Raw genomic sequence first — 18461 nt, forward strand, 5'->3', positions numbered from 1 at the left:
CAAGAACCGTTTTAAAAGCATCGTTTATCATCCGTATTAACGTTTATAAATAATAAGGCACCTATGTACCCAATCCTCTCTGCTATTAAAAATACCAGCCGCCAATTTTGCTTAGGCGCGGTGGGCTTAATGTTCTCACTACATGCAATGGCGCAATACGATATTACGCCTGAAGATAAGAAAATATTTGAACAGACCAAAACGGCGGCCCAAAACAATGACGCTAAAGCGCAATATGAATTAGCTGGAATGTATTTGGCGGGAATTGGTGTATTACAAAACCAAAGCAATGCCAAGTTATGGGCAGAGAAATCAGCACAAGCAGGCAATGCAGATGCGTATTCATTATTGGCGGATATTACGTTAATTAGTGGAGACAGAACGTTTACTGAGGAATTTGTCAAAGCCCGTGAATATGCCACTAAAGCCGTTGCTGGTGGGAGTATTCGAGGGAAAATAAGCTTAGCTGAAACGTTGATTACGCCTGAGTCAGGTGACGTTGATTACCCGCGCGCCATTACGTTACTTGAGGAGGTCAGTGCGTTAAATGACAAAGATTATTTTAATGCGCCTTTATGGTTAGGCATCATTTATTATGATGGTAATGGGGTACCGCAAGATGAGAAAAAAGCCTTGGAATGGTTTGCAAAAGCTGATGCATTAACCTTCGCTGGCTTTGCAGAAGGTATGGCTTCATTTCAATTTAATGATGGTAACAATGGTGCCGTCAGAGATGATGAGCAGAAAGCGACAAAACTCCGTGCGATGGCTTGTGAATTAGGTAAAGCCGAAGGTAACGAAATGTACTGCTACTGATTTTTAGCATACAGGATTGAATAGAAAATGCCGCTCTTGTTCAGCAAGTGCGGCATTTTTATTGTCAGCGTTAAGCTAATAATACGGTAGCGCTGTTATGACTTAAGCTGCTTTTTATTTTCCTGAATCTGATGAACTTCTTCTAATGCACTTTTCAGTGAATTTTGGAAGCTGAGCACGCCATCAATCGGACGAACATTGGCACGCGCTAATGTTTTCAGTGGTTGGAATGGAATATCACACACAATAATGTGGGTGTCTTTACGAACGATATCAATAAATTTATGGAAGGCTTCCAGCCCCCCTGCATCAAATACCGGTACGGCATCCCACTGCATCACAATCGTTTCATAACCATGACTTTTTACCCGCAGCTCATCAAAAATACGCTCTGCGGCGGCAAAGAACAGGGGGCCATTCACTCGCACAACCAGTAGGCTTTTATCTTCTTGAGTCTCTGGTAGTTGGGTTACTCGTGTCATATTGGCAATTCGGCGCATAAACAGCAGTGATGCGATAACAATCCCGACAGTGATAGCAATAACCATGTCGAATAGGACAGTCAGTGACATACACAGCAGTAAAACAATAATGTCGTCTTTTGGTGCACGGCGGATCAACGTAAACACTTTTCCAGCGGCACTCATATTCCACGCCACAATCAGCAGTAGAGAAGACATTGCTGCTAGCGGTAAATAGGAGAGCAATGGCGCTAAAATAAGCAGGGTCAGCAACACTAAAATAGAATGCACAATGGCAGATATAGGGGATGTTGCACCTGCACGGACGTTTGCAGCCGAACGGGCAATCGCCGCGGTTGCGGTGATCCCACCAAAGAATGGAGCGGCAATATTCCCTAGCCCTTGACCAATAAGCTCACTATTGGAATGATGCTTTTTCCCCGTCATGTTGTCGAGCACGACGGCACACAATAGGGATTCGATTGCACCAAGAACAGCCATCGACAAAGCGGCAGGCATCAATGCGGTGATCATCGACCAACTGATGGGTGCACTACCCGGTAACTCCCAAGGCAACATAAACTGAGGCAGAATAGGTGGAATACCGTTACCTTGAGTTCCATCCGGTAGTAAATAGCTAAATTTAGAACCGATAGTTTCCACCTGAATATCAAATAGGGTTAGTACCCACATAATTAGGGTACCGACAATAATTGCAGGCAAGTGTCCCGGTAGGCGAACTTTGAGTTTAGGCCAGAAAATCAGCACCAATAAAGTTGCAAGCCCAATCAAGGTGTCACTGTATTGCAAGGTTGGAAATGCCTTAGTCAACGCAATCACTTTATCGACATAGTTTTCAGGGACATGCTCCATATGCAGACCAAAAAAATCTTTGATTTGCATGGTCGCAATCGTGATCGCAATCCCCGATGTGAAACCAAGCGTGACGGACACAGGAATATATTCGATAAACTTACCGAAGCGAGCAAAACCCATCGCCAGCAAAATAATCCCTGACATTAATGTTGCGACTAATAAGCCACTAAGTCCGTATTGTTGAGATACGGGGTATAAGATAACCACAAAGGCCGCAGTTGGCCCAGAAACGCTATAACGGGAGCCTCCCGAAATGGCAATAACGATCCCTGCAATGGCAGCGGTGTAAAGACCATATTGAGGCGGAACACCACTGGCTATAGCGAGTGCCATAGCCAGTGGAATTGCAATAATCCCAACGGTAATACCCGCAATTAAATCCTTCATAAAGCGGGCTGCGGTGTATTTCTCTTTCCAACAGGAATCAATCAATGCGCTAAAAGGGCGCAATCTATTAATATTTTTTGTACTCATTAAAACCCTACCAAAATAACAGGGTGAAAAATAAACGAAATGAAGATATGAGGATACGCCTAACTGAATCAAAAAAATGTGTTATTTATCAATGAAACTACAATTATCATAACGTTTTCAGTATCAAAAGTAAAAAAGCGTTATTTACTCCGTTAAATATCATTAAACGTATTTAAAATAATTATTAACTATCGATTTGCTATTTTAAACAGCGATTTAAAAGGTGTGATAATTAATTAATAGTAAATTTACCGCTTATTTAAATATCACCCAAAACGAACTAAAAAATAAGCGAAAATAATAACCATCCCCACAAGATAACCACGCAATAACTGGCACGCTGAAATAATTTACGAGTGCCTTCCCAGCGACTTTCCATACTTCGGTTTTCCCTATTTTGATTCCCTGAGGATTGAGGAAATAGGAACCCGAGTGTGTTATCAAAGGATTGAGTATCTCCCTGTCGATAAATCAGCGCAAAGAAATGGTGGTCTAGCCATAGGCGGAAAATAAAGTATTGGCTAGCAAAAAACAGCCCGACACTCACTGCGAGGCTAAAGCGTGATATCGAATCATGAAGCAGTAAAGCGAATTGCCCCAATAACGCGAGGATGGCACCTACGGCAAAATAGCGCCAACTGGCAGTGAATACTACAATCACATCTCCTTGGTTTTTATCCATCAGTGAACTCATTGGTGTGTTCTCCGTACATGAAATTGCTGATACCAGTGATGTAACTGCTCAACAGTTGCTGAATTTAAAATCACCTGAGGGCGAACGTGTTCCACATGGGCGATTGCCTCATCGATATTTCTCGCCATATTTTGATGCACCATCCAAGCTACCACTACCGTCGCACTACGAGAATAACCTAACTTGCAATGAACATACACCGAACCACTTTGGGCGAGTCTGTCCATAGTTGTAACAGCTTTCTCAATATCCTCGGGGCTTAGAGGTAACAAATCAATTTGCGGCTGACTACAATAATTTTTACCTTGGCTGTAATTATTGCGAGGCCACTCGCAAGTCATATCGAGAACAGCTTGAGTTTGCAGTGGATATAACGGGCGTCCTCCCAAAACAATTTTTTCGTTCACAATACTGGGTTGCTGACAGCGCTTGGCGTAGTAATGATAGGTACCCCAAGCGATCAGGCGATAAGGAAGTAAAACTAATGTGGCAGAAGGAGAAATCTGTCCAGAGGCTGTTTTCTGGAATACAGAAGCACCAGCACCTAAATAGCCTAGTGTGACGAAAGTTAAGGCGATTGCAGGCCATAGGAGCCACCATGCTGCACCTTGCACGAGAAAGGCGAGAACATAGCAGGCGATAGCGCCAAGGCCATAGTTTTTCGCTATTTTCAGGCTACGAGGGCTACCGGTATAGCGCCATTGCCAGCGAGTGTTAATGGGTAACAAGTAACTGATGATGACACCAACGGCGAAACCGGTGATCACATCGATAAAGTGATGCTGCCATGTGGTAAGAACGGAGACCAAAATAAGGATTGACCAACTGTGTAGCACCCAGCGCCATTGGGTTGGAGTATGAGCCCTGAAACGTAGCCACAATAACCACAGTAAAATAATATGCAGAGAGGGGGCTTGGTTATAGGGTAAGTCAAACAGCTCTAGGCTATCGAACATCCAGCCGAATGCCCCATTGGTTTCAGGGCGCGGAAAGCTGAATTTAAGTGGAAAAAGTAAAAAACCAGCACAGGCGATCAGCGAGGCGGCAACTAAGCGCAAACCATGGATGTACTGTTCACGGCGGGTGACACAGATAAACAAGGAAAGCCCATAAAGCAGGTCGATGCTCCAATAGGGGATGATGGTCCATGGCAAAAATGGAATGCGTGTTTCCCATCCGTATACATAAGAAGGCACATTGGGCAGTGTCGCGGTGTAATTATTGACTTGCCCATAGGTTAAAAAGAAAAAAGGGGCTAAGAATAGCAACCAAACTAACCCATAGAGCCAAATCTGGCGTCGTGATGTCGGGCGCGTATCTTGGGCTAAATAGAGCATGGGTTCGGTTCCTATCCTTATTAATCGCATCTCGATGCACTGATAAAGGTACATCAATAAGCTATCTGCAAGCGAGTGAATCATTTGCAGGCTAAATGAGTGTGGGGCAGATAAAAATACAGGTTATTGGTGATGATACCAATAACCTGTTAGTTAAAAAGAAAAGTAATTAACGGCGTCGAGCAAGGGAAACGCTAAAAATGCCCCAGTTATCGATGGACTGCGTGATTTTTTCGAAGCCAGCTTCTTCGACTAAAGCATCCATTTCGCCTTGGCTACGGCAGCGCATTACCCACGCTTGTCCACCTTGGTGACTTGGCAGTACTCGGGCAATCATTTCAACCTGTGGGTGCCATGGTTGGCAGGTGTAGACGAGTAAACCACCGGATGGAATGACTCGGGAAAGCCCATCAAGGGAAGCGCGGATGAGCTCATTGCTTGGGAAAAGCTCATATAGACCGCTGACGATTCCCAACGTTGGCGCTGGAGAAACTGCCGCGAGGTCGTCGGCATCAAATGCGTTACCTTCTTCAAAGCGAACTTTGTCTTCTAAGTAACGTTCTTTGATATGTAAACGGCCTTGTTCAACGTTAACTGGGCTGTAGTCACGCAGTAGAACGGAATCGACTTTTCCGTAGTCATTAATGGCATCAAAGATGTAGCGACCTTGGCCCGCGGCAATATCCATAATACGAACAGGCTTTCCACTATTAGTTAGTTCACGAATAGCTTGGCGAATAATGTTTTCAATGTTGACTTTACGCTGGCGGATCCCCTGCCAGCCAATACTGTTGAGGTACTGCCTATCGATAATACGACCAAATAGACCGGAACCTTGCGCCTCGTTGCGATAGACATAATCGAGGGTAGAGCCGGAATCAAAGCCTTTATCATAGCCGATACGTACACCTTCAGATGCTTTACCCAACGTGCTCATCGATTTGCTCATGATTTGATAAGCAAGGTTTTTTGGGCAGTATTTAGGCAGCGGTACACTCAATGAGCGGAATGCATCGGCACTGGTGCTCCAGGTATCTTCGAATTGATAATCATGTTGATACAGTGGCAGGGCAAATAATTTATCAACAAACTGACGGATCATTTCGATAGGAATATGGCGGTCTTTTTCACCTAATGTGTCGTGATAAAAACCGGGAAGAATGTGCTTCTCTTTAATTGGGGTATTTAGGCGGTCATAAAACTGATGCTGTGGTTTATGGTGAACCACATGGTCACTACCAGAAATAAACAACTGGGTTGGCAAAGTGATGGCAGCGGCATCCGCGACCACACGGTCTGCAGTTGTATACAGCTCCAGAAGAATGTTTACGGCAATTGGGCGCGTGATCAGCGGGTCATTGTTAAACGAGTGAATACGCTGCTCATCGTGGGTTAAAAACTTGGCTTTTACATAAGAGTTCACGTAGAACAATCCGCGAATTTTTTGCATTAGCCCTAAGCCTGTACGGGCAAATGGGACGTACAATTTGACCTTAAATGCAGGGGAGGCTAGCACCATACCACGGATTTTAGGTGCATAGTCATGCACCCATGTAGAGACCAAGACTGCCCCAACACTTTGACCAATAACAATAATATTTTCGAGTGGGATCTGATATTGCTCTGATACGTAATGGACAAATTCATCCACATCACGGATGGACGTGCCTAGAGATGGGCTGTAGCCACGGGGGCCTTCATTTCGGCCGTGTCCACGAGCATCCCATGCAAACATAGCAAAATCAGGGAGATTCAATTCATCCACTAAATGCGCAACACGACCAGAGTGCTCATGACCACGGTGAAACAAAATAATGGCTTTATCGGTGATTTGTTCAGTTGGCCAATAACGATAAAACAAATTGGTATGATCACTGGTGGTAAATTGAGATTCGACAACGGGACGTTGAGTCGAATAGTCAGTTTGAGCGTTCATAATTCTTCCTTAATTATTTTCCGATACTGCACTTAATTCAGTCAGTGCGCGGCGAATACGGTTATAGCAGGTATAGAACAAGAGCAGGGCAAGGATGACGAACAGGATATTGATCCAACTTGCGGTCATCAGTTGCGGAAAAATACAGACAAACAACCCGAGCGCGCCAAAAACAAAAGCACGGTCACTTTTACCTACGGGGCCATCATAACGGCGAGATGCGCCAATCGCTTGAGCAATGACGCCGATAAATTCAGTCAAAACGCTGAGGAATAGGATCAGTAAAATCCACCAAAATGCGTGCGGGAAAATCAGCACGAAAGGTAGGTATAAGGCAACATCAGAAATGACGTCTCCTAGCTCATTTAGCATGGCACCAAGGTGACTTTTTTGGTTATGTTCACGAGCCAGCATGCCATCAATAGCGTTGAGCGCCATACGAATAAAGAGGACAAACGGCAGCAGGATAAACAAATAAGGGCTAGGGAAAATGGCTAATAGAGCGCCAACGATAATGGACAACCCTAATGCTGCGAGGGTGACTTGGTTGGCTGTAATTCCCGCCTCAAAGAGCTGACGAACGATAGGGCGTAACAGATTCTGAAACTTCGGCTTCAGATCATAAATGGTCATTCACTCATCCTTAAAATATACCGCATAGCGTGCAGTTTAGTGCTATATCAATACGCGATTATGTTTTAGCTGCAATAAGAGCTGTCCTAAGTTCATGATTGCAACAATTTATCGTTACAACTATTTATCATGATAGCAATTCATCATGATAGCAATTCATCGTGAAAGCGATTCATCGTGACAACAAAAAGAGGCTCAACGGTTTCTTTCTAAAAGAACAACTGAGAATTTAGAGGGAATGGATGGAAAAAAGTTCGCGTGTTTCAAAAAAGAAAAGACGCACATTTTTTAAAGAAAATGCGCGTTTTATGAGGGTTAAATAGAATAAGCCATATCCCATTTATTAACGGCTTTATTATCTATGTTTTTATTATCATTGTGTTTGTTATTATCAATAGTAGAACGCATACGTTTAAATTGGCTTGGGGTCATATTTGTGAGTTCTTTAAATTTACGGCAGAATGCGCTGTGATCGGCATAGGCACATTTAATTGAAATATCCGTAATCGAATAGTCCTCTTCTAATAACTCAATTGCGTGTTCAAGGCGTTTCTTCTGAATATATTGCTGGGGAGTAATATGAAAGACCGTTTTAAATTGACGATTGAGTTGTGATAATGACAACCCTGAAATTTCAGCCAATGTCGTTATTTTAATAGCGGTATCAAAATGCTGGCTAATATAGTGCTCAACGCGTCCCAATTGACCATTTAATTTGGGACTCACTGACTTCTCATCCTGCAAATCCACCGAAATTCCCGCAACACCGATAACCTGATTGTTAGTATCAAAAATCGGTACCTTGGTTGTTAAACACCAGCCTAATAACCCTGCCTTATAGAGATGTAATTCCAGTTTATTGATAACACTGATTTTTTTCTGCATCACCAAATAATCTTGGGAGCTATAACTCTGACCTAAATCTGCATGGAAGATATCTTCTGCAGTTTTTCCTATTACACCATTTGGTTGATCAACTTTGCACCGTTTAGCGAGATTTTCATTGGCAAGTAAGTATTTGGCATTACGGTCTTTGACGAAGAAAGTCACATTGGGAAGCGTATTAATCAATGGCATGACCAATCCAAGATGATTTAACAAATTATTAATATTATCTACGGGGAAAAGCATGTTTTCCTGACTAATCAACAACAGTTTATTTAAATCAATCATATTGCGCTCCAATGCATTCAACTAATTTTAATAGTTATCTGAAATGTTTTTAAATTGTGCAGAAATACGCATGGGTTGATTCGAAAGATATCAAGAGTTGTTTACATAAATCAAGCATTCTATTAACAAATGATATTAATAAGGATGAACTGATGCAGAGTAAATATAAGAAAATTGAAGTCATTGACTCTCATACTGCAGGGGAACCGACACGTTTAGTGATTGAGGGTTTTCCTGATTTAGGGAATTCAGACATGGCGTCGCGCCTACAAAAATTACGTACGGAATATGACCATTGGCGCTGCACGACGATTTTAGAACCGCGTGGAAATGACATTTTAGTGGGCGCATTACTTTGCAAACCAGTGAATCCCAAAGCTGCCGCGGGGGTGATTTTCTTTAATAACGAAGGCTACTTAGGCATGTGTGGTCACGGCACCATTGGTTTAGTTGCATCATTGCATTACTTAGGGCGCATTGGCTACGGGGAGCATTTAATTGAAACCCCTGTCGGGGATGTGACTGCTAAATTACATGAAGATGGTAGCGTGAGTATTCAAAACGTCTACGCATACCGTTATCGCAAAGCCGTTCAAGTCAACGTGCCGGAGGTTGGGCTAGTGACTGGGGATATTGCATGGGGCGGAAACTGGTTTTTCCTCGTCGAAAATTCACCACTCGCTATCCAGTATGGGAATGCGAAGGCGCTGACTGAAATCTGTTTGAAAATCAAACAAGCTCTCGTTGACCAAGGTATTTTTGGTAAAGATAACCAAGAAATTGACCACATTGAGCTGTTTGGTCATTGCAAAGATGCGGATAGTCAAAGTTTTGTGTTATGTCCAGGCGGTGCCTATGACCGTTCTCCTTGTGGCACGGGCACAAGTGCCAAGCTGGCGTGTCTTGCGGCAGACAACAAACTAGCGGAAGGCAAAATTTGGCGTCAGGCAAGTGTCATCGGTAGTCAATTCCAAGCTAGCTATCAGATTGCAGATGCTAACGGCATCATCCCGACTATTCGTGGAAATGCTTATATCAGTGGCGAAAATACCTTGTTGATCGATGAAAACGACCCGTTCCGCTTTGGGATCACGGTGGAGTGAGGTAAGCCAATGGATAACAAATATTCTGTGATTGTGGTGGGTGGTGGCATTGTTGGGCTCAGTATTGCGTTATCTGTCCAGAATCAAGGCACGGACGTTTTATTGGTCGACAAAAACCAAATTGGCTCAGGCGCTTCGTTCGGGAATGCGGGGCATATCGCCACGGAGCAGGTGTTTCCTGTGGCGGACCCATCTGTTTTGAAATCAATTCCTAGCATGTTGATCGACCCGTTAGGCGCACTGCGTATTGATTGGCGCTATATATTGCCGCTGACACCATGGTTACTGAAATTGTTGGGTAATATGCGCCACAAGCCGTTTATGCATATTCATCACGTTCTCTCCATGCTCAATGGGGCGTCATTAGGCGCTTGGCAGGCATTTTCGAAGCAGTGGCAGTTAGAGGATTTAGTCAAAATCCAAGGTTCGCTGCTGGTGGCTGAGAAACCACCGACCCTCAAAAAATTGCGTCGCCACGGAGAGTATTTAAATAGCATGGGGGTGCATAACCAGCTGTTGGATCAATCCCAACTGTTGGCACAGCAACCTGAACTTGCCAATAACCAGATTGGTGGATTGTTCTATCCCGAGACAGGACATGTGGTGGATCTCGCCTTGATGCATGAGCGTTTAACCCAAGCATTCGTACAGTTAGGGGGAAAAGTCCTGACTGAGTGTGAAGTCACGGCGATTGATTCGTCATCAGCGAGTCAAGCACGCTTGACCACATCACAAGGCGCATTTATCGCCGATAAAGTGGTGATTGCGGGTGGCGCATTTTCGAAATCGTTAGTGAAGATGGTGAGCCGCATTAATGTGCCGTTAGAAACGGAGCGCGGTTATCACTTGATGCTACCAAATGAAAAAGGGCGTTTATCCATCCCTGTTTCCAGTATGGATCGCCGTTTTATTATGACGCCAATGAACGGTGGGTTACGTCTTGCGGGTACGGTGGAATATGCAGGGCTAAAACGTCCACCGAATATGCAGCGCGCTCGTCACTTTTTACCGTTAGCTAACCCAATGCTAAAAACACCATTGGATAGCCAGAATACCAGTGAGTGGATGGGGTTCCGTCCCACTATTTCCGATTCCTTACCGGTCATAGACCAAAAAGGCCCGTATGTTTTTGCTTTTGGGCATCAGCATTTAGGGCTAACACAAGCGGCAATTACCGCAGATATCGTCAACAACATGATCCACGGGCAACCGACACCGCTCGATTGCTCGCCTTTTTCGATTAAGCGCTTTCTTTAATTCAGGAGAATTATAATGAATTTCCATGGCATCCTTGTTCCGTTAGTCACTCCGTTTCATGATGATCTTTCATTGAATATCACGGCGTTAGCAGAGTTAACCGAAAAACTGATTGCCAGTGGTGTGACAGGGTTAGTTGTCTGCGGCACCACGGGTGAATATTACGCGTTAAATGAAGATGAACGCAAAACCGTATTAACCACGGTCAGTAAAATTGCTAAAGGGAGCGTGACGCTGATCGCAGGGATTAATGACTTATCTACCGAGGGCGCAATTAAACGCGCAGCACAAGCAAAAGAACTGGGTTACGAAGGGTTGATGCTGTCGCCGCCTCCGTACAGCCTGCCGGATCAAAACGGCGTTTATGCTCACTATGAAAAAGTGGCGAAATCCACCTCGCTACCAATCATTATGTACAACTTCCCAGCCCGTATCGGTATCGAAATTGAACTGGATACCGTGGTGAAATTAGCTGAAATCGACAATATCGTCGCTATCAAAGAGAGCAGTGGGAGCTTTAGCCGTGCTCTGCATTTGCTACAAACGCCATTTAAAAACTTCGAAGTCATTTGCGGTTGTGATGACCAACCTGTGGACTTTTTCTTCTGGGGCTCGAAAAGTTGGATTGCGGGTGCGGGCAACGTTTTCCCTGCGGAGCAAGTGGCGATTTTTAATGCCGCACAAAATGGAGATTGGGCGAAGGCTAAGCAGACAATGGAAGAGATTTATCCTGCTATTTATTCAATGGAGTCAGGTAATTATAACCAAAAAGCCAAAGCGGGTTGCTTAAAAGGCACCTTTAACGTGGGGCCAGTTCGTTTGCCTCTGTCAAATATTAGCCAGCAAGAACGTCATGAGTTTCTTGCGTTGATCAAGCCGTAGGGAGGTTGACTATGTTGATCACCAAAGAGCAAATATTTGAACGAGCGAAACAGAGCCAACTGTGGGCGGGTAATTTAATTGCGGGTTACCAAAGTGGCAGCGCCAAACTCAAAAATTATACACCTATCGATAATAGCGCGATTGGTTATATTGCGGATGGCAGCGCGCAAGATGTTCATGCAGCCGTGAATATTGCTCGAGAAACCTTTGAAGAAGGGTGCTGGAGTGGGTTATCTCCCCAAGAACGTAAGCAAGTGATGCTGCGCTGGGCGCAATTAATTGAAAAACACAGTGAAGAGCTGGCAGCCTTAGATTGTGTGGATGCAGGGAAACCCATCACGGAATGTCTGAATACAGACTTACCCGCAACGGTGGAAACCTTCTATTGGTATGCGGAAGCCATCGATAAACTGTTCGGCAAAATTGCCCCAACGGGTCGCCAAGAAATGGGGCTGATTGTTCATGAGCCAATTGGCGTTGTGGGGGCCGTTTTACCTTGGAACTTCCCTGCTCAAATGTTTGCATGGAAAGTAGCACCTGCATTGGCGGTTGGGAACTCGGTGATTGTGAAGCCTGCAGAGTTAACTTCCTTAAGTGCCTACCACATGGTGGAACTGGCTTATGAAGCTGGCGTCCCTAAAGGCGCGTTAAGTTTAGTGTGTGGACTGGGTGAGAAAGTCGGGGAAGCCTTAGGGCGTCATCCTGATGTGGACGTGGTGTCGTTTACCGGTTCAACGGAAGTGGGGCGTTTATTCTTGAAATACTCCGCTGAAAGTAACCTAAAAGAGATTGTTTTGGAATGTGGTGGAAAAAGCCCGCAAGTGGTGTTTGAGGATGCGAACTTAGATACGGCTATTCCACATATTATGGCGGCTGCGTTCTGGAATATGAGCGAAAACTGTAGCTGCGGTTCCCGTTTAATTGTGCATGAAAATGTCAAAAAGTCGCTGCTTGAAAAGTTAACGGCTGCAGCATCAACATGGCAAGTGGGCGATCCTCGCGATGCGGGTGTCTCTATTGGTCCAATGATTGAACAGGCGCATTTTGAGAAAGTGAAATCGTTTTTAGATACCACTGTCAAAGAGGGTGGAAAATTGGTGACAGGAGGAAAAATACGCAGTGATCTCGGCTCCGGATGGTATATCGAACCGACTATCTTTGATGCCGTTACGCCAGAAATGTCTCTCTTTCGACATGAAGTTTTTGGTCCCATTTTAGCCGTCACATCGTTTAAAACCGATGACGAGGCGGTCAATTTAGCCAATGACACTCACTACGGATTGGCTGCATCGTTTTATAGCCAAAATGTCCATCGAGTGATGAATATTGCACGTCGTATCAATGCGGGGACGGTGTCTGTCAACGGATTTAGCGAAGGTAATATCACCACGCCATTTGGTGGTTTCCGTCAGTCAGGTTTTGGTGGAAAAGACAACGGCTTAGAAGCCTTTGAGCAATACACCCAAACGAAAGTTATCTGGTTTATCAATCAGTAAAATGACATTGACCTGAACCTTGCGGGGTTCAGGTTTCGACCCTTGCAAATACACAAATACAATTACAATCGTCGAGGAGTACATATGGAAGCCATCGTTAATACCATCGTTGGTTACATCTGGGGTAATGCTCTCGTATTCTTATCTCTGGGTGTCGGTCTCTATTTCACATTAGCAACACGCGGTGTTCAGTTCCGTTACATCGTCAAAATGGTCTGTTTATTAAAAGAAAATAAAGCATCAAAAGACGGGATCTCCTCATTCCAAGCCTTCTGTTTAGCATTATCGGGGCGTGTTGGGGTCGGTAACATCGCAGGTGTCGCAACCGCGATTGCAGCAGGTGGCCCCGGTGCAATTTTCTGGATGGTGGTCATGGGCTTACTCGGAGGCGCGAGTGCCTTTATTGAATCCACACTGGCGCAAATTTATAAGCAGCGCTCAGATGACCAATATCGTGGTGGTTCGCCGTACTATATTGAAAAAGGATTGAAATTAAAGCCTTTTGCTATCTTTGTTGCGGCTGTGATCTGTTTATCTTACGGTGTGTTGGTGCCGGGTATTCAAGCCAATACTATCGCGGATTCATTCCAAACGGCATTTAATATTCCACCAATGGCAACAGGTGCATTAGTTACCGTGTTGATGGCGTGGTTAATTTTTGGTGGCGTGAAACGTATTGCGAGCGCAGCCGATAAAATCGTTCCTATCATGGCATTAGCCTATATCGTGATGATGGTGATTATTCTGGGCAGTCACTGGGATAGCGTACCGGGTATGTTTAGCTTAATTTTCCGCAGTGCGATGGGAATGGATGCGGTATTCGGTGGGATCGTAGGAACTGCGGTGTCTTGGGGCGTGCGCCGTGCTGTGTTCTCAAACGTAGCAGGGGCAGGTGAAGCGACGTTCAGTTCTGCAGCCGCAGAAGTGAGCCATCCGGTCAAACAGGGGCTCATCCAAGCATTTTCTATTTATATCGACACGGTGGTGGTGTGTACGGCCTCCGGATTGATGATCTTAGTTACCAATATGTACAACGTATTCCCTGATGGCTCAGCGACCGCGCTTGTGGAATATGTACCGGGTGTGGCGGCAGGAACAGCATGGACACAAATGGCCGTTTCTACGGTATTTACATCGGCGGGTGCGGGGTTTGTTTCTATCGCAGTATTCTTGTTCGCCTTCACAACGCTCATGGCTTACTACTATATTGCAGAAACCACCATTGTTTACCTTGACCGTAAGCTGAAATACCCTGTACTTAAGCTGATTTTGAAATTTGTCTTCTTGGTGATTGTGTTTATGGGAAGCGTGCAATCAGTCAGTATTATGTGGGGGCTGGGTGATATCGGCTTCGGCAGCATGAGCTACTTGAACTTGATTGCGATTGTTTTCTTGTCGAAACCTGCATTGAGAGCATTACGTGACTTTGAAAGACAAACCAAATTAGGCGTTGATCCGGTGTTTGATCCAAGAGCCGCAGGTGTAGAAAATGCAGAATTATGGGAAGAAATCAGTCGTGAATATCATGCGCAAGGTGTTGGGATTGATAAAATCGATGGGTCTGGGAAGATAAACGAGAAATTACTTAAGGAAGAATAAATTAGATTAGAAATGGCGGTGAGGGAGGGATTCGAACCCTCGATACGTTGCCGTATACACACTTTCCAGGCGTGCTCCTTCAGCCTCTCGGACACCTCACCGTTTTTCTAAATTGTGGTTGTAGAATTTGTTATAAATAACTTGTCCTTCAACGGGGCGCTACTATAGGGAAAAGAGCGCCTTCCGTCAACTCCCAATTAAATAAAAATCTACTTTTTTCTATCGTTTAGCTAAATAAAAACCAATTTGGTTAATCTCTAATCTTAAGCAATTATTCTTGATGAAAAATTGACAATAAATTGTTTATTTAAACTTCAAGCAATTAATCCAAATTCCGTTAACTCCTTAACAAAATCCTCATCTTATGGATATAAATATGGGGTATTGACTTGAAAATAAACACCATTACGCACACTCTGGTGGAAACCTATAAGGAGTTGCCATGAATATTTTATTTTACCATCCATTTTTTGATGCCAATCAGTGGATTGATGGCATGCGTGCTCGATTGCCTCAAGCCAATATTCGCCAATGGAAGCCGGGAGATACCCAACAGGCAGATTATGCCATGGTATGGCTTCCTCCTTATGAGTGCCTTGCGGGTCGCCAAGACCTAAAAGGGATTTTTGCGTTAGGCGCGGGAGTGGATGCCATCCTAAAGCAAGAGCAAGATAATCCGGGAACATTACCCGCGGGTGTTCCGCTGATGCGTTTAGAAGACACAGGCATGGCTATCCAAATGGAAGAGTATGCCGCCGCAAAAGTGTTGTATTACTTCCGCCGTATGGATGAATACCGTCAATTGCAATCCCAGCGTCAATGGAAACAACTGCCAGCTTACACCCATGACCAGTTTGTGGTGGGCGTGATGGGCGCAGGGGCGTTAGGTCAAGCAGTGGCAAAACGCTTAGCCAGTTTTGGTCTTAAAGTCAGAACGTGGAGTCGCTCTGAAAAGCAAATTCCAAATGTGAAAAGTTACTATGGGCAAGACCAGTTAGCGGATTTCTTGTCAGGAACCCGCGCGATTGTGAACTTGCTACCAAGTACGCCAGAAACGGTGGGTATTCTTAATCATCAATTATTCAGCCAGCTAGAACCAAATGCTTACATCATCAACCTTGCTAGAGGTGCTCACTTAATCGAGCAAGACTTGTTGGAAGCGTTAGAAAAAGGCCAAGTTGCAGGGGCGTCTCTCGATGTTTTTGCCACCGAGCCACTGCCACACATGCACCCATTCTGGACACACCCACGTATCGCGATCACGCCACACGTTGCGGCGTTTACGTTGCCGAATGAAGCGATGGATATGATTGCGAGTAATATTCAGCGAATTGAATCTGGAAAAGAGCCTAAAGGAGTTGTGAACACTGCCCGCGGCTACTAAATCCTCTTCATACTTCACGCTGTGGCGTTGTTGTCTGCTCTCGGTCACTCGGGTCACATACTTTTGTATGCTCCCCGAGATAACCTCGTTTGACGCCTAGCCACAGCGCGAATTATTTTGAGGATGCTTCAGTGATCAGATGTCTGATTTTTTAAGAAATAGTCTCTATTCATCATTGATGTCTTATCTCGATTTCTCAAAGCGTGGGTTTTCTGTTTTTTCAGGTATACTGCATCGCATCATGATCACGAAAAAGTGATTGCAGGAAAATCGCCAACAGGAAGAAACCCATGAATGAATTCTCAATCGTCTGCCGCATTTTAGGTACCTTATTTCAACGCTCTCCGGACGATGCGCTTGTGAAGCCTCTTATCGATATGATTGCGCAAGATAAGCTCAAAGCCTCATGGCCGTTGGAGCAAGATGAGCTGTGGGCAAGAATGGCTAAGGCAGTGGATCACAAGGCTATCACGGCGGATTATCAATCGATGTTTGGTAGTGAGCCAACGGTTCCACCTTTTGCTCACCGCTATGATGAAGAAATCACTGAAGCGGAAATTCGCGAATTCCTAGTGACCCGTGGAATGACCTTAACCGATGCCCCAGCGGATGCATTTGGTGCGTTACTGTTAGCCGCATCATGGCTAGAAGACCAAGCCGCTGAAGACGAAACCGCCGCGCAGGAAGAGCTATTCGACAGCTATATTCTGAGCTGGTATGGCGCATTTCTGGGAAAAGTTGAGGCCCATGCGACAACGCCGTTTTACCGTACATTAGCGCAAATTACCCGTGATGCCGTGATTGCATTGCGCGATGAGTTAGAATCTGACTCAGAGAGTGATGATGAATAAGTGACGCTGTCACTTAAAAACTAGTGATTGGGGGAAGACGGGCGCTGAACCGTCTTTTCTCGTCATAGGTTAAAAGGATGGACACGATGACCTCGACAAAACTTCACAGCTTGATATTACTCTTTATTTCACCGTTAGCACTGGCACAAGTGGATAATGATTTGCCTAGCTACAGTAAACGCATGGTTAATTACAGTACTGAATTTCAATTTGACCCGCTTTACGGAAAAGTAAAAGAATTAACGCAAATCATGAACGATGAAAAAGGGCTCAACAAAAGGGTGACTGTGTCTTTTAATCTCCATGGTTGTCTCAACAATTTAAGTTATTACAATAGAGACAGCGGAACAGAGTTTGTGATTGTCAGAAAATTTAAACAGCTTTATTTTTTGACGGAGAAACAAAAATTCAAAGGTTATGGCATCGATAAGATGTGCAATTTACAAACCGGAGAGCTGCAAGATTGGAAATATTATTATCGTGATGGTCTTGTTAATAAGATCACTCAAGGGAAGAAAGAGATAGCGACATTTGTTTATGGTGAACATTTTTTACCGATAGAAACGACCTATTTCAATGAAGATGAAGTCATGAATACAAAAAACGAATACTTTTTCACTAATGGCTTAGTCACTAAAATTCTGTTTCATACGACGAAAAATCAGCAACCGTTTGTCGAAACTACTCAAAAATGCACGCATTATGATTCCCATAAAAACCCAACTGTATGTACCAGTGTGGTGACATACAGTGATGGACGGGTAGAAAAATTCGATTTTGAATACAAAACGAGTTATTACGAGTGACTTTTTAGTATTAAAGATAAATGGCATTCCAATAAAAAAGCAACCTATCACAAAGGTTGCTTTTTTCATTTTTAGATTATCAATTTATCAATCAAAAATATTTATGGTCAATTAATCAACCATTGGAATAACTAATTTACCCGGTTTGATTTCTAAACCTTTAGCGAGTTTTTTCGCGGTGGCTTCTGCGGCACTGTTATCTGGGTTTAGCACGTATACAGGCTGAGTTGCGAAGAAGGTCTCAAGAGAGCTATTCAAATATGGGATCACCACGGAAATCGCGGTATCCATATTTTCCGGTGTGATTTTATATTGGGTAATTTTCAGCTCTTTCAAATAAATAGAGCCTGTTTGTGCATCAAAAATAGGGCGCGCGGTTAAGGTCAGTGCAATATCGGCCGCCGCAGCACCAAGCAGTGAATTCATTGTGACAGTGGCTTCGCCTTTTAATGCAATAATGCCCGGCTCGCTACGACCAATTTCTGATTGCAAGTTATGCAAAGTGATATCCGCATCTGCAAACCCAGTAATGCCGATATTATTTTCGTATTTAACCTTGGTCGCAAGGTAACTGTTAATTTGTGATTCACTGATAGTAAATTCGGTTAATTTGTCACAACCCGTGAGAATAAATAGCAATCCAAAGATAGATGCCAAGAAAATGTTTTTCATAATCACTCCTT

General features: G+C 44.2%; 16 protein-coding genes and 1 tRNA gene. 9 read left to right on the forward strand and 8 right to left on the reverse strand.

Annotated features, from left to right (window positions below):
• Window positions 1-63 precede the first annotated feature (63 nt).
• Complete coding sequence (locus tag QS795_RS07550; protein ID WP_318627119.1) at window positions 64-816, forward strand: tetratricopeptide repeat protein; 753 nt, start codon at window positions 64-66, stop codon at window positions 814-816.
• Between the two features lie 95 nt (window positions 817-911).
• On the opposite strand, the gene dauA is transcribed toward QS795_RS07550, so the two are convergent.
• From dauA to QS795_RS07580, 6 genes are all read right to left on the reverse strand, one after another.
• Entirely contained in the window at window positions 912-2627 is a 1716-nt protein-coding gene (gene dauA, locus QS795_RS07555; protein ID WP_154638222.1) for a C4-dicarboxylic acid transporter DauA, read from the reverse strand.
• A gap of 280 nt (window positions 2628-2907) precedes the next feature.
• Window positions 2908-3321 carry a hypothetical protein gene (locus QS795_RS07560; RefSeq protein WP_318627120.1) on the reverse strand — a complete coding sequence of 138 codons (414 nt, stop codon included), beginning with the start codon at window positions 3319-3321 and terminating at the stop codon, window positions 2908-2910.
• Complete coding sequence (locus QS795_RS07565; RefSeq protein ID WP_318627121.1) at window positions 3318-4658, reverse strand: phosphatase PAP2/dual specificity phosphatase family protein; 1341 nt, start codon at window positions 4656-4658, stop codon at window positions 3318-3320. Before QS795_RS07565 ends, QS795_RS07560 begins: the two co-directional genes overlap by 4 nt.
• 169 nt (window positions 4659-4827) lie before the next feature.
• Window positions 4828-6594 (reverse strand): bifunctional alpha/beta hydrolase/class I SAM-dependent methyltransferase, encoded by a 1767-nt coding sequence (locus QS795_RS07570; protein WP_286271870.1) that lies wholly within the window; start codon window positions 6592-6594, stop codon window positions 4828-4830.
• Between the two features lie 9 nt (window positions 6595-6603).
• The gene (locus QS795_RS07575) at window positions 6604-7227 is read right to left on the reverse strand and encodes a CDP-alcohol phosphatidyltransferase family protein (protein WP_224060970.1); all 624 of its coding nucleotides are present in this window, start codon (window positions 7225-7227) and stop codon (window positions 6604-6606) included.
• Window positions 7228-7542: 315 nt separating this feature from the next.
• Window positions 7543-8400: an AraC family transcriptional regulator gene (locus QS795_RS07580; protein ID WP_154603930.1), complete on the reverse strand. Its 858-nt coding sequence runs from the start codon at window positions 8398-8400 to the stop codon at window positions 7543-7545.
• Between the two features lie 152 nt (window positions 8401-8552).
• Here QS795_RS07580 and QS795_RS07585 point away from each other — a divergent pair, with 152 nt between their 5' ends.
• From QS795_RS07585 to QS795_RS07605, 5 genes are all read left to right on the forward strand, one after another.
• On the forward strand, window positions 8553-9503 hold the full coding sequence (locus tag QS795_RS07585; RefSeq protein WP_318627123.1) for a 4-hydroxyproline epimerase: 951 nt from the start codon (window positions 8553-8555) through the stop codon (window positions 9501-9503).
• 9 nt (window positions 9504-9512) lie between these two features.
• Entirely contained in the window at window positions 9513-10760 is a 1248-nt protein-coding gene (locus QS795_RS07590; RefSeq protein WP_286271939.1) for an NAD(P)/FAD-dependent oxidoreductase, read from the forward strand.
• Window positions 10761-10775: 15 nt separating this feature from the next.
• The gene (gene dapA / locus QS795_RS07595; protein WP_286271874.1) at window positions 10776-11642 is read left to right on the forward strand and encodes a 4-hydroxy-tetrahydrodipicolinate synthase; all 867 of its coding nucleotides are present in this window, start codon (window positions 10776-10778) and stop codon (window positions 11640-11642) included.
• Between the two features lie 11 nt (window positions 11643-11653).
• Entirely contained in the window at window positions 11654-13138 is a 1485-nt protein-coding gene (locus QS795_RS07600) for an aldehyde dehydrogenase (protein ID WP_286271875.1), read from the forward strand.
• A gap of 84 nt (window positions 13139-13222) precedes the next feature.
• On the forward strand, window positions 13223-14737 hold the full coding sequence (locus QS795_RS07605; protein ID WP_286271877.1) for an alanine/glycine:cation symporter family protein: 1515 nt from the start codon (window positions 13223-13225) through the stop codon (window positions 14735-14737).
• Window positions 14738-14750: 13 nt separating this feature from the next.
• Here QS795_RS07605 and QS795_RS07610 read toward each other — a convergent pair.
• Window positions 14751-14838: transfer RNA gene (locus QS795_RS07610), tRNA-Ser, on the reverse strand.
• Between the two features lie 341 nt (window positions 14839-15179).
• Here QS795_RS07610 and ghrA point away from each other — a divergent pair.
• The 3 genes from ghrA (at window position 15180) to QS795_RS07625 (ending at window position 17778) form a co-directional block, all read left to right on the forward strand.
• The gene (gene ghrA / locus QS795_RS07615; RefSeq protein ID WP_286271878.1) at window positions 15180-16121 is read left to right on the forward strand and encodes a glyoxylate/hydroxypyruvate reductase GhrA; all 942 of its coding nucleotides are present in this window, start codon (window positions 15180-15182) and stop codon (window positions 16119-16121) included.
• A gap of 290 nt (window positions 16122-16411) precedes the next feature.
• Window positions 16412-16972, forward strand: coding sequence for a TorD/DmsD family molecular chaperone (locus QS795_RS07620; protein WP_286271880.1), 561 nt, complete (start codon window positions 16412-16414; stop codon window positions 16970-16972).
• Between the two features lie 86 nt (window positions 16973-17058).
• Complete coding sequence (locus tag QS795_RS07625; protein WP_318627124.1) at window positions 17059-17778, forward strand: YnfC family lipoprotein; 720 nt, start codon at window positions 17059-17061, stop codon at window positions 17776-17778.
• A 111-nt stretch (window positions 17779-17889) separates the two neighbouring features.
• On the opposite strand, the gene QS795_RS07630 is transcribed toward QS795_RS07625, so the two are convergent.
• Complete coding sequence (locus tag QS795_RS07630; protein ID WP_286271885.1) at window positions 17890-18450, reverse strand: lipoprotein; 561 nt, start codon at window positions 18448-18450, stop codon at window positions 17890-17892.
• Window positions 18451-18461: the final 11 nt, after the last annotated feature.

Source organism: Providencia zhijiangensis (assembly GCF_030315915.2).
Classification (GTDB): domain Bacteria; phylum Pseudomonadota; class Gammaproteobacteria; order Enterobacterales; family Enterobacteriaceae; genus Providencia; species Providencia zhijiangensis.

Coding starts and splice junctions, on each gene's coding strand:
- dapA (WP_286271874.1), top strand. CDS start 10,776: ATGAATTTCCATGGCATCCTTGTTCCGTTAGTCACTCCGTTTCATGAT.
- QS795_RS07590 (WP_286271939.1), top strand. CDS start 9,513: ATGGATAACAAATATTCTGTGATTGTGGTGGGTGGTGGCATTGTTGGG.
- QS795_RS07630 (WP_286271885.1), bottom strand. CDS start 18,450: ATGAAAAACATTTTCTTGGCATCTATCTTTGGATTGCTATTTATTCTC.
- QS795_RS07605 (WP_286271877.1), top strand. CDS start 13,223: ATGGAAGCCATCGTTAATACCATCGTTGGTTACATCTGGGGTAATGCT.
- ghrA (WP_286271878.1), top strand. CDS start 15,180: ATGAATATTTTATTTTACCATCCATTTTTTGATGCCAATCAGTGGATT.
- QS795_RS07565 (WP_318627121.1), bottom strand. CDS start 4,658: ATGCTCTATTTAGCCCAAGATACGCGCCCGACATCACGACGCCAGATT.
- QS795_RS07620 (WP_286271880.1), top strand. CDS start 16,412: ATGAATGAATTCTCAATCGTCTGCCGCATTTTAGGTACCTTATTTCAA.
- QS795_RS07550 (WP_318627119.1), top strand. CDS start 64: ATGTACCCAATCCTCTCTGCTATTAAAAATACCAGCCGCCAATTTTGC.
- QS795_RS07575 (WP_224060970.1), bottom strand. CDS start 7,227: ATGACCATTTATGATCTGAAGCCGAAGTTTCAGAATCTGTTACGCCCT.
- QS795_RS07600 (WP_286271875.1), top strand. CDS start 11,654: ATGTTGATCACCAAAGAGCAAATATTTGAACGAGCGAAACAGAGCCAA.
- QS795_RS07585 (WP_318627123.1), top strand. CDS start 8,553: ATGCAGAGTAAATATAAGAAAATTGAAGTCATTGACTCTCATACTGCA.
- QS795_RS07570 (WP_286271870.1), bottom strand. CDS start 6,594: ATGAACGCTCAAACTGACTATTCGACTCAACGTCCCGTTGTCGAATCT.
- QS795_RS07625 (WP_318627124.1), top strand. CDS start 17,059: ATGACCTCGACAAAACTTCACAGCTTGATATTACTCTTTATTTCACCG.
- QS795_RS07580 (WP_154603930.1), bottom strand. CDS start 8,400: ATGATTGATTTAAATAAACTGTTGTTGATTAGTCAGGAAAACATGCTT.
- dauA (WP_154638222.1), bottom strand. CDS start 2,627: ATGAGTACAAAAAATATTAATAGATTGCGCCCTTTTAGCGCATTGATT.
- QS795_RS07560 (WP_318627120.1), bottom strand. CDS start 3,321: ATGAGTTCACTGATGGATAAAAACCAAGGAGATGTGATTGTAGTATTC.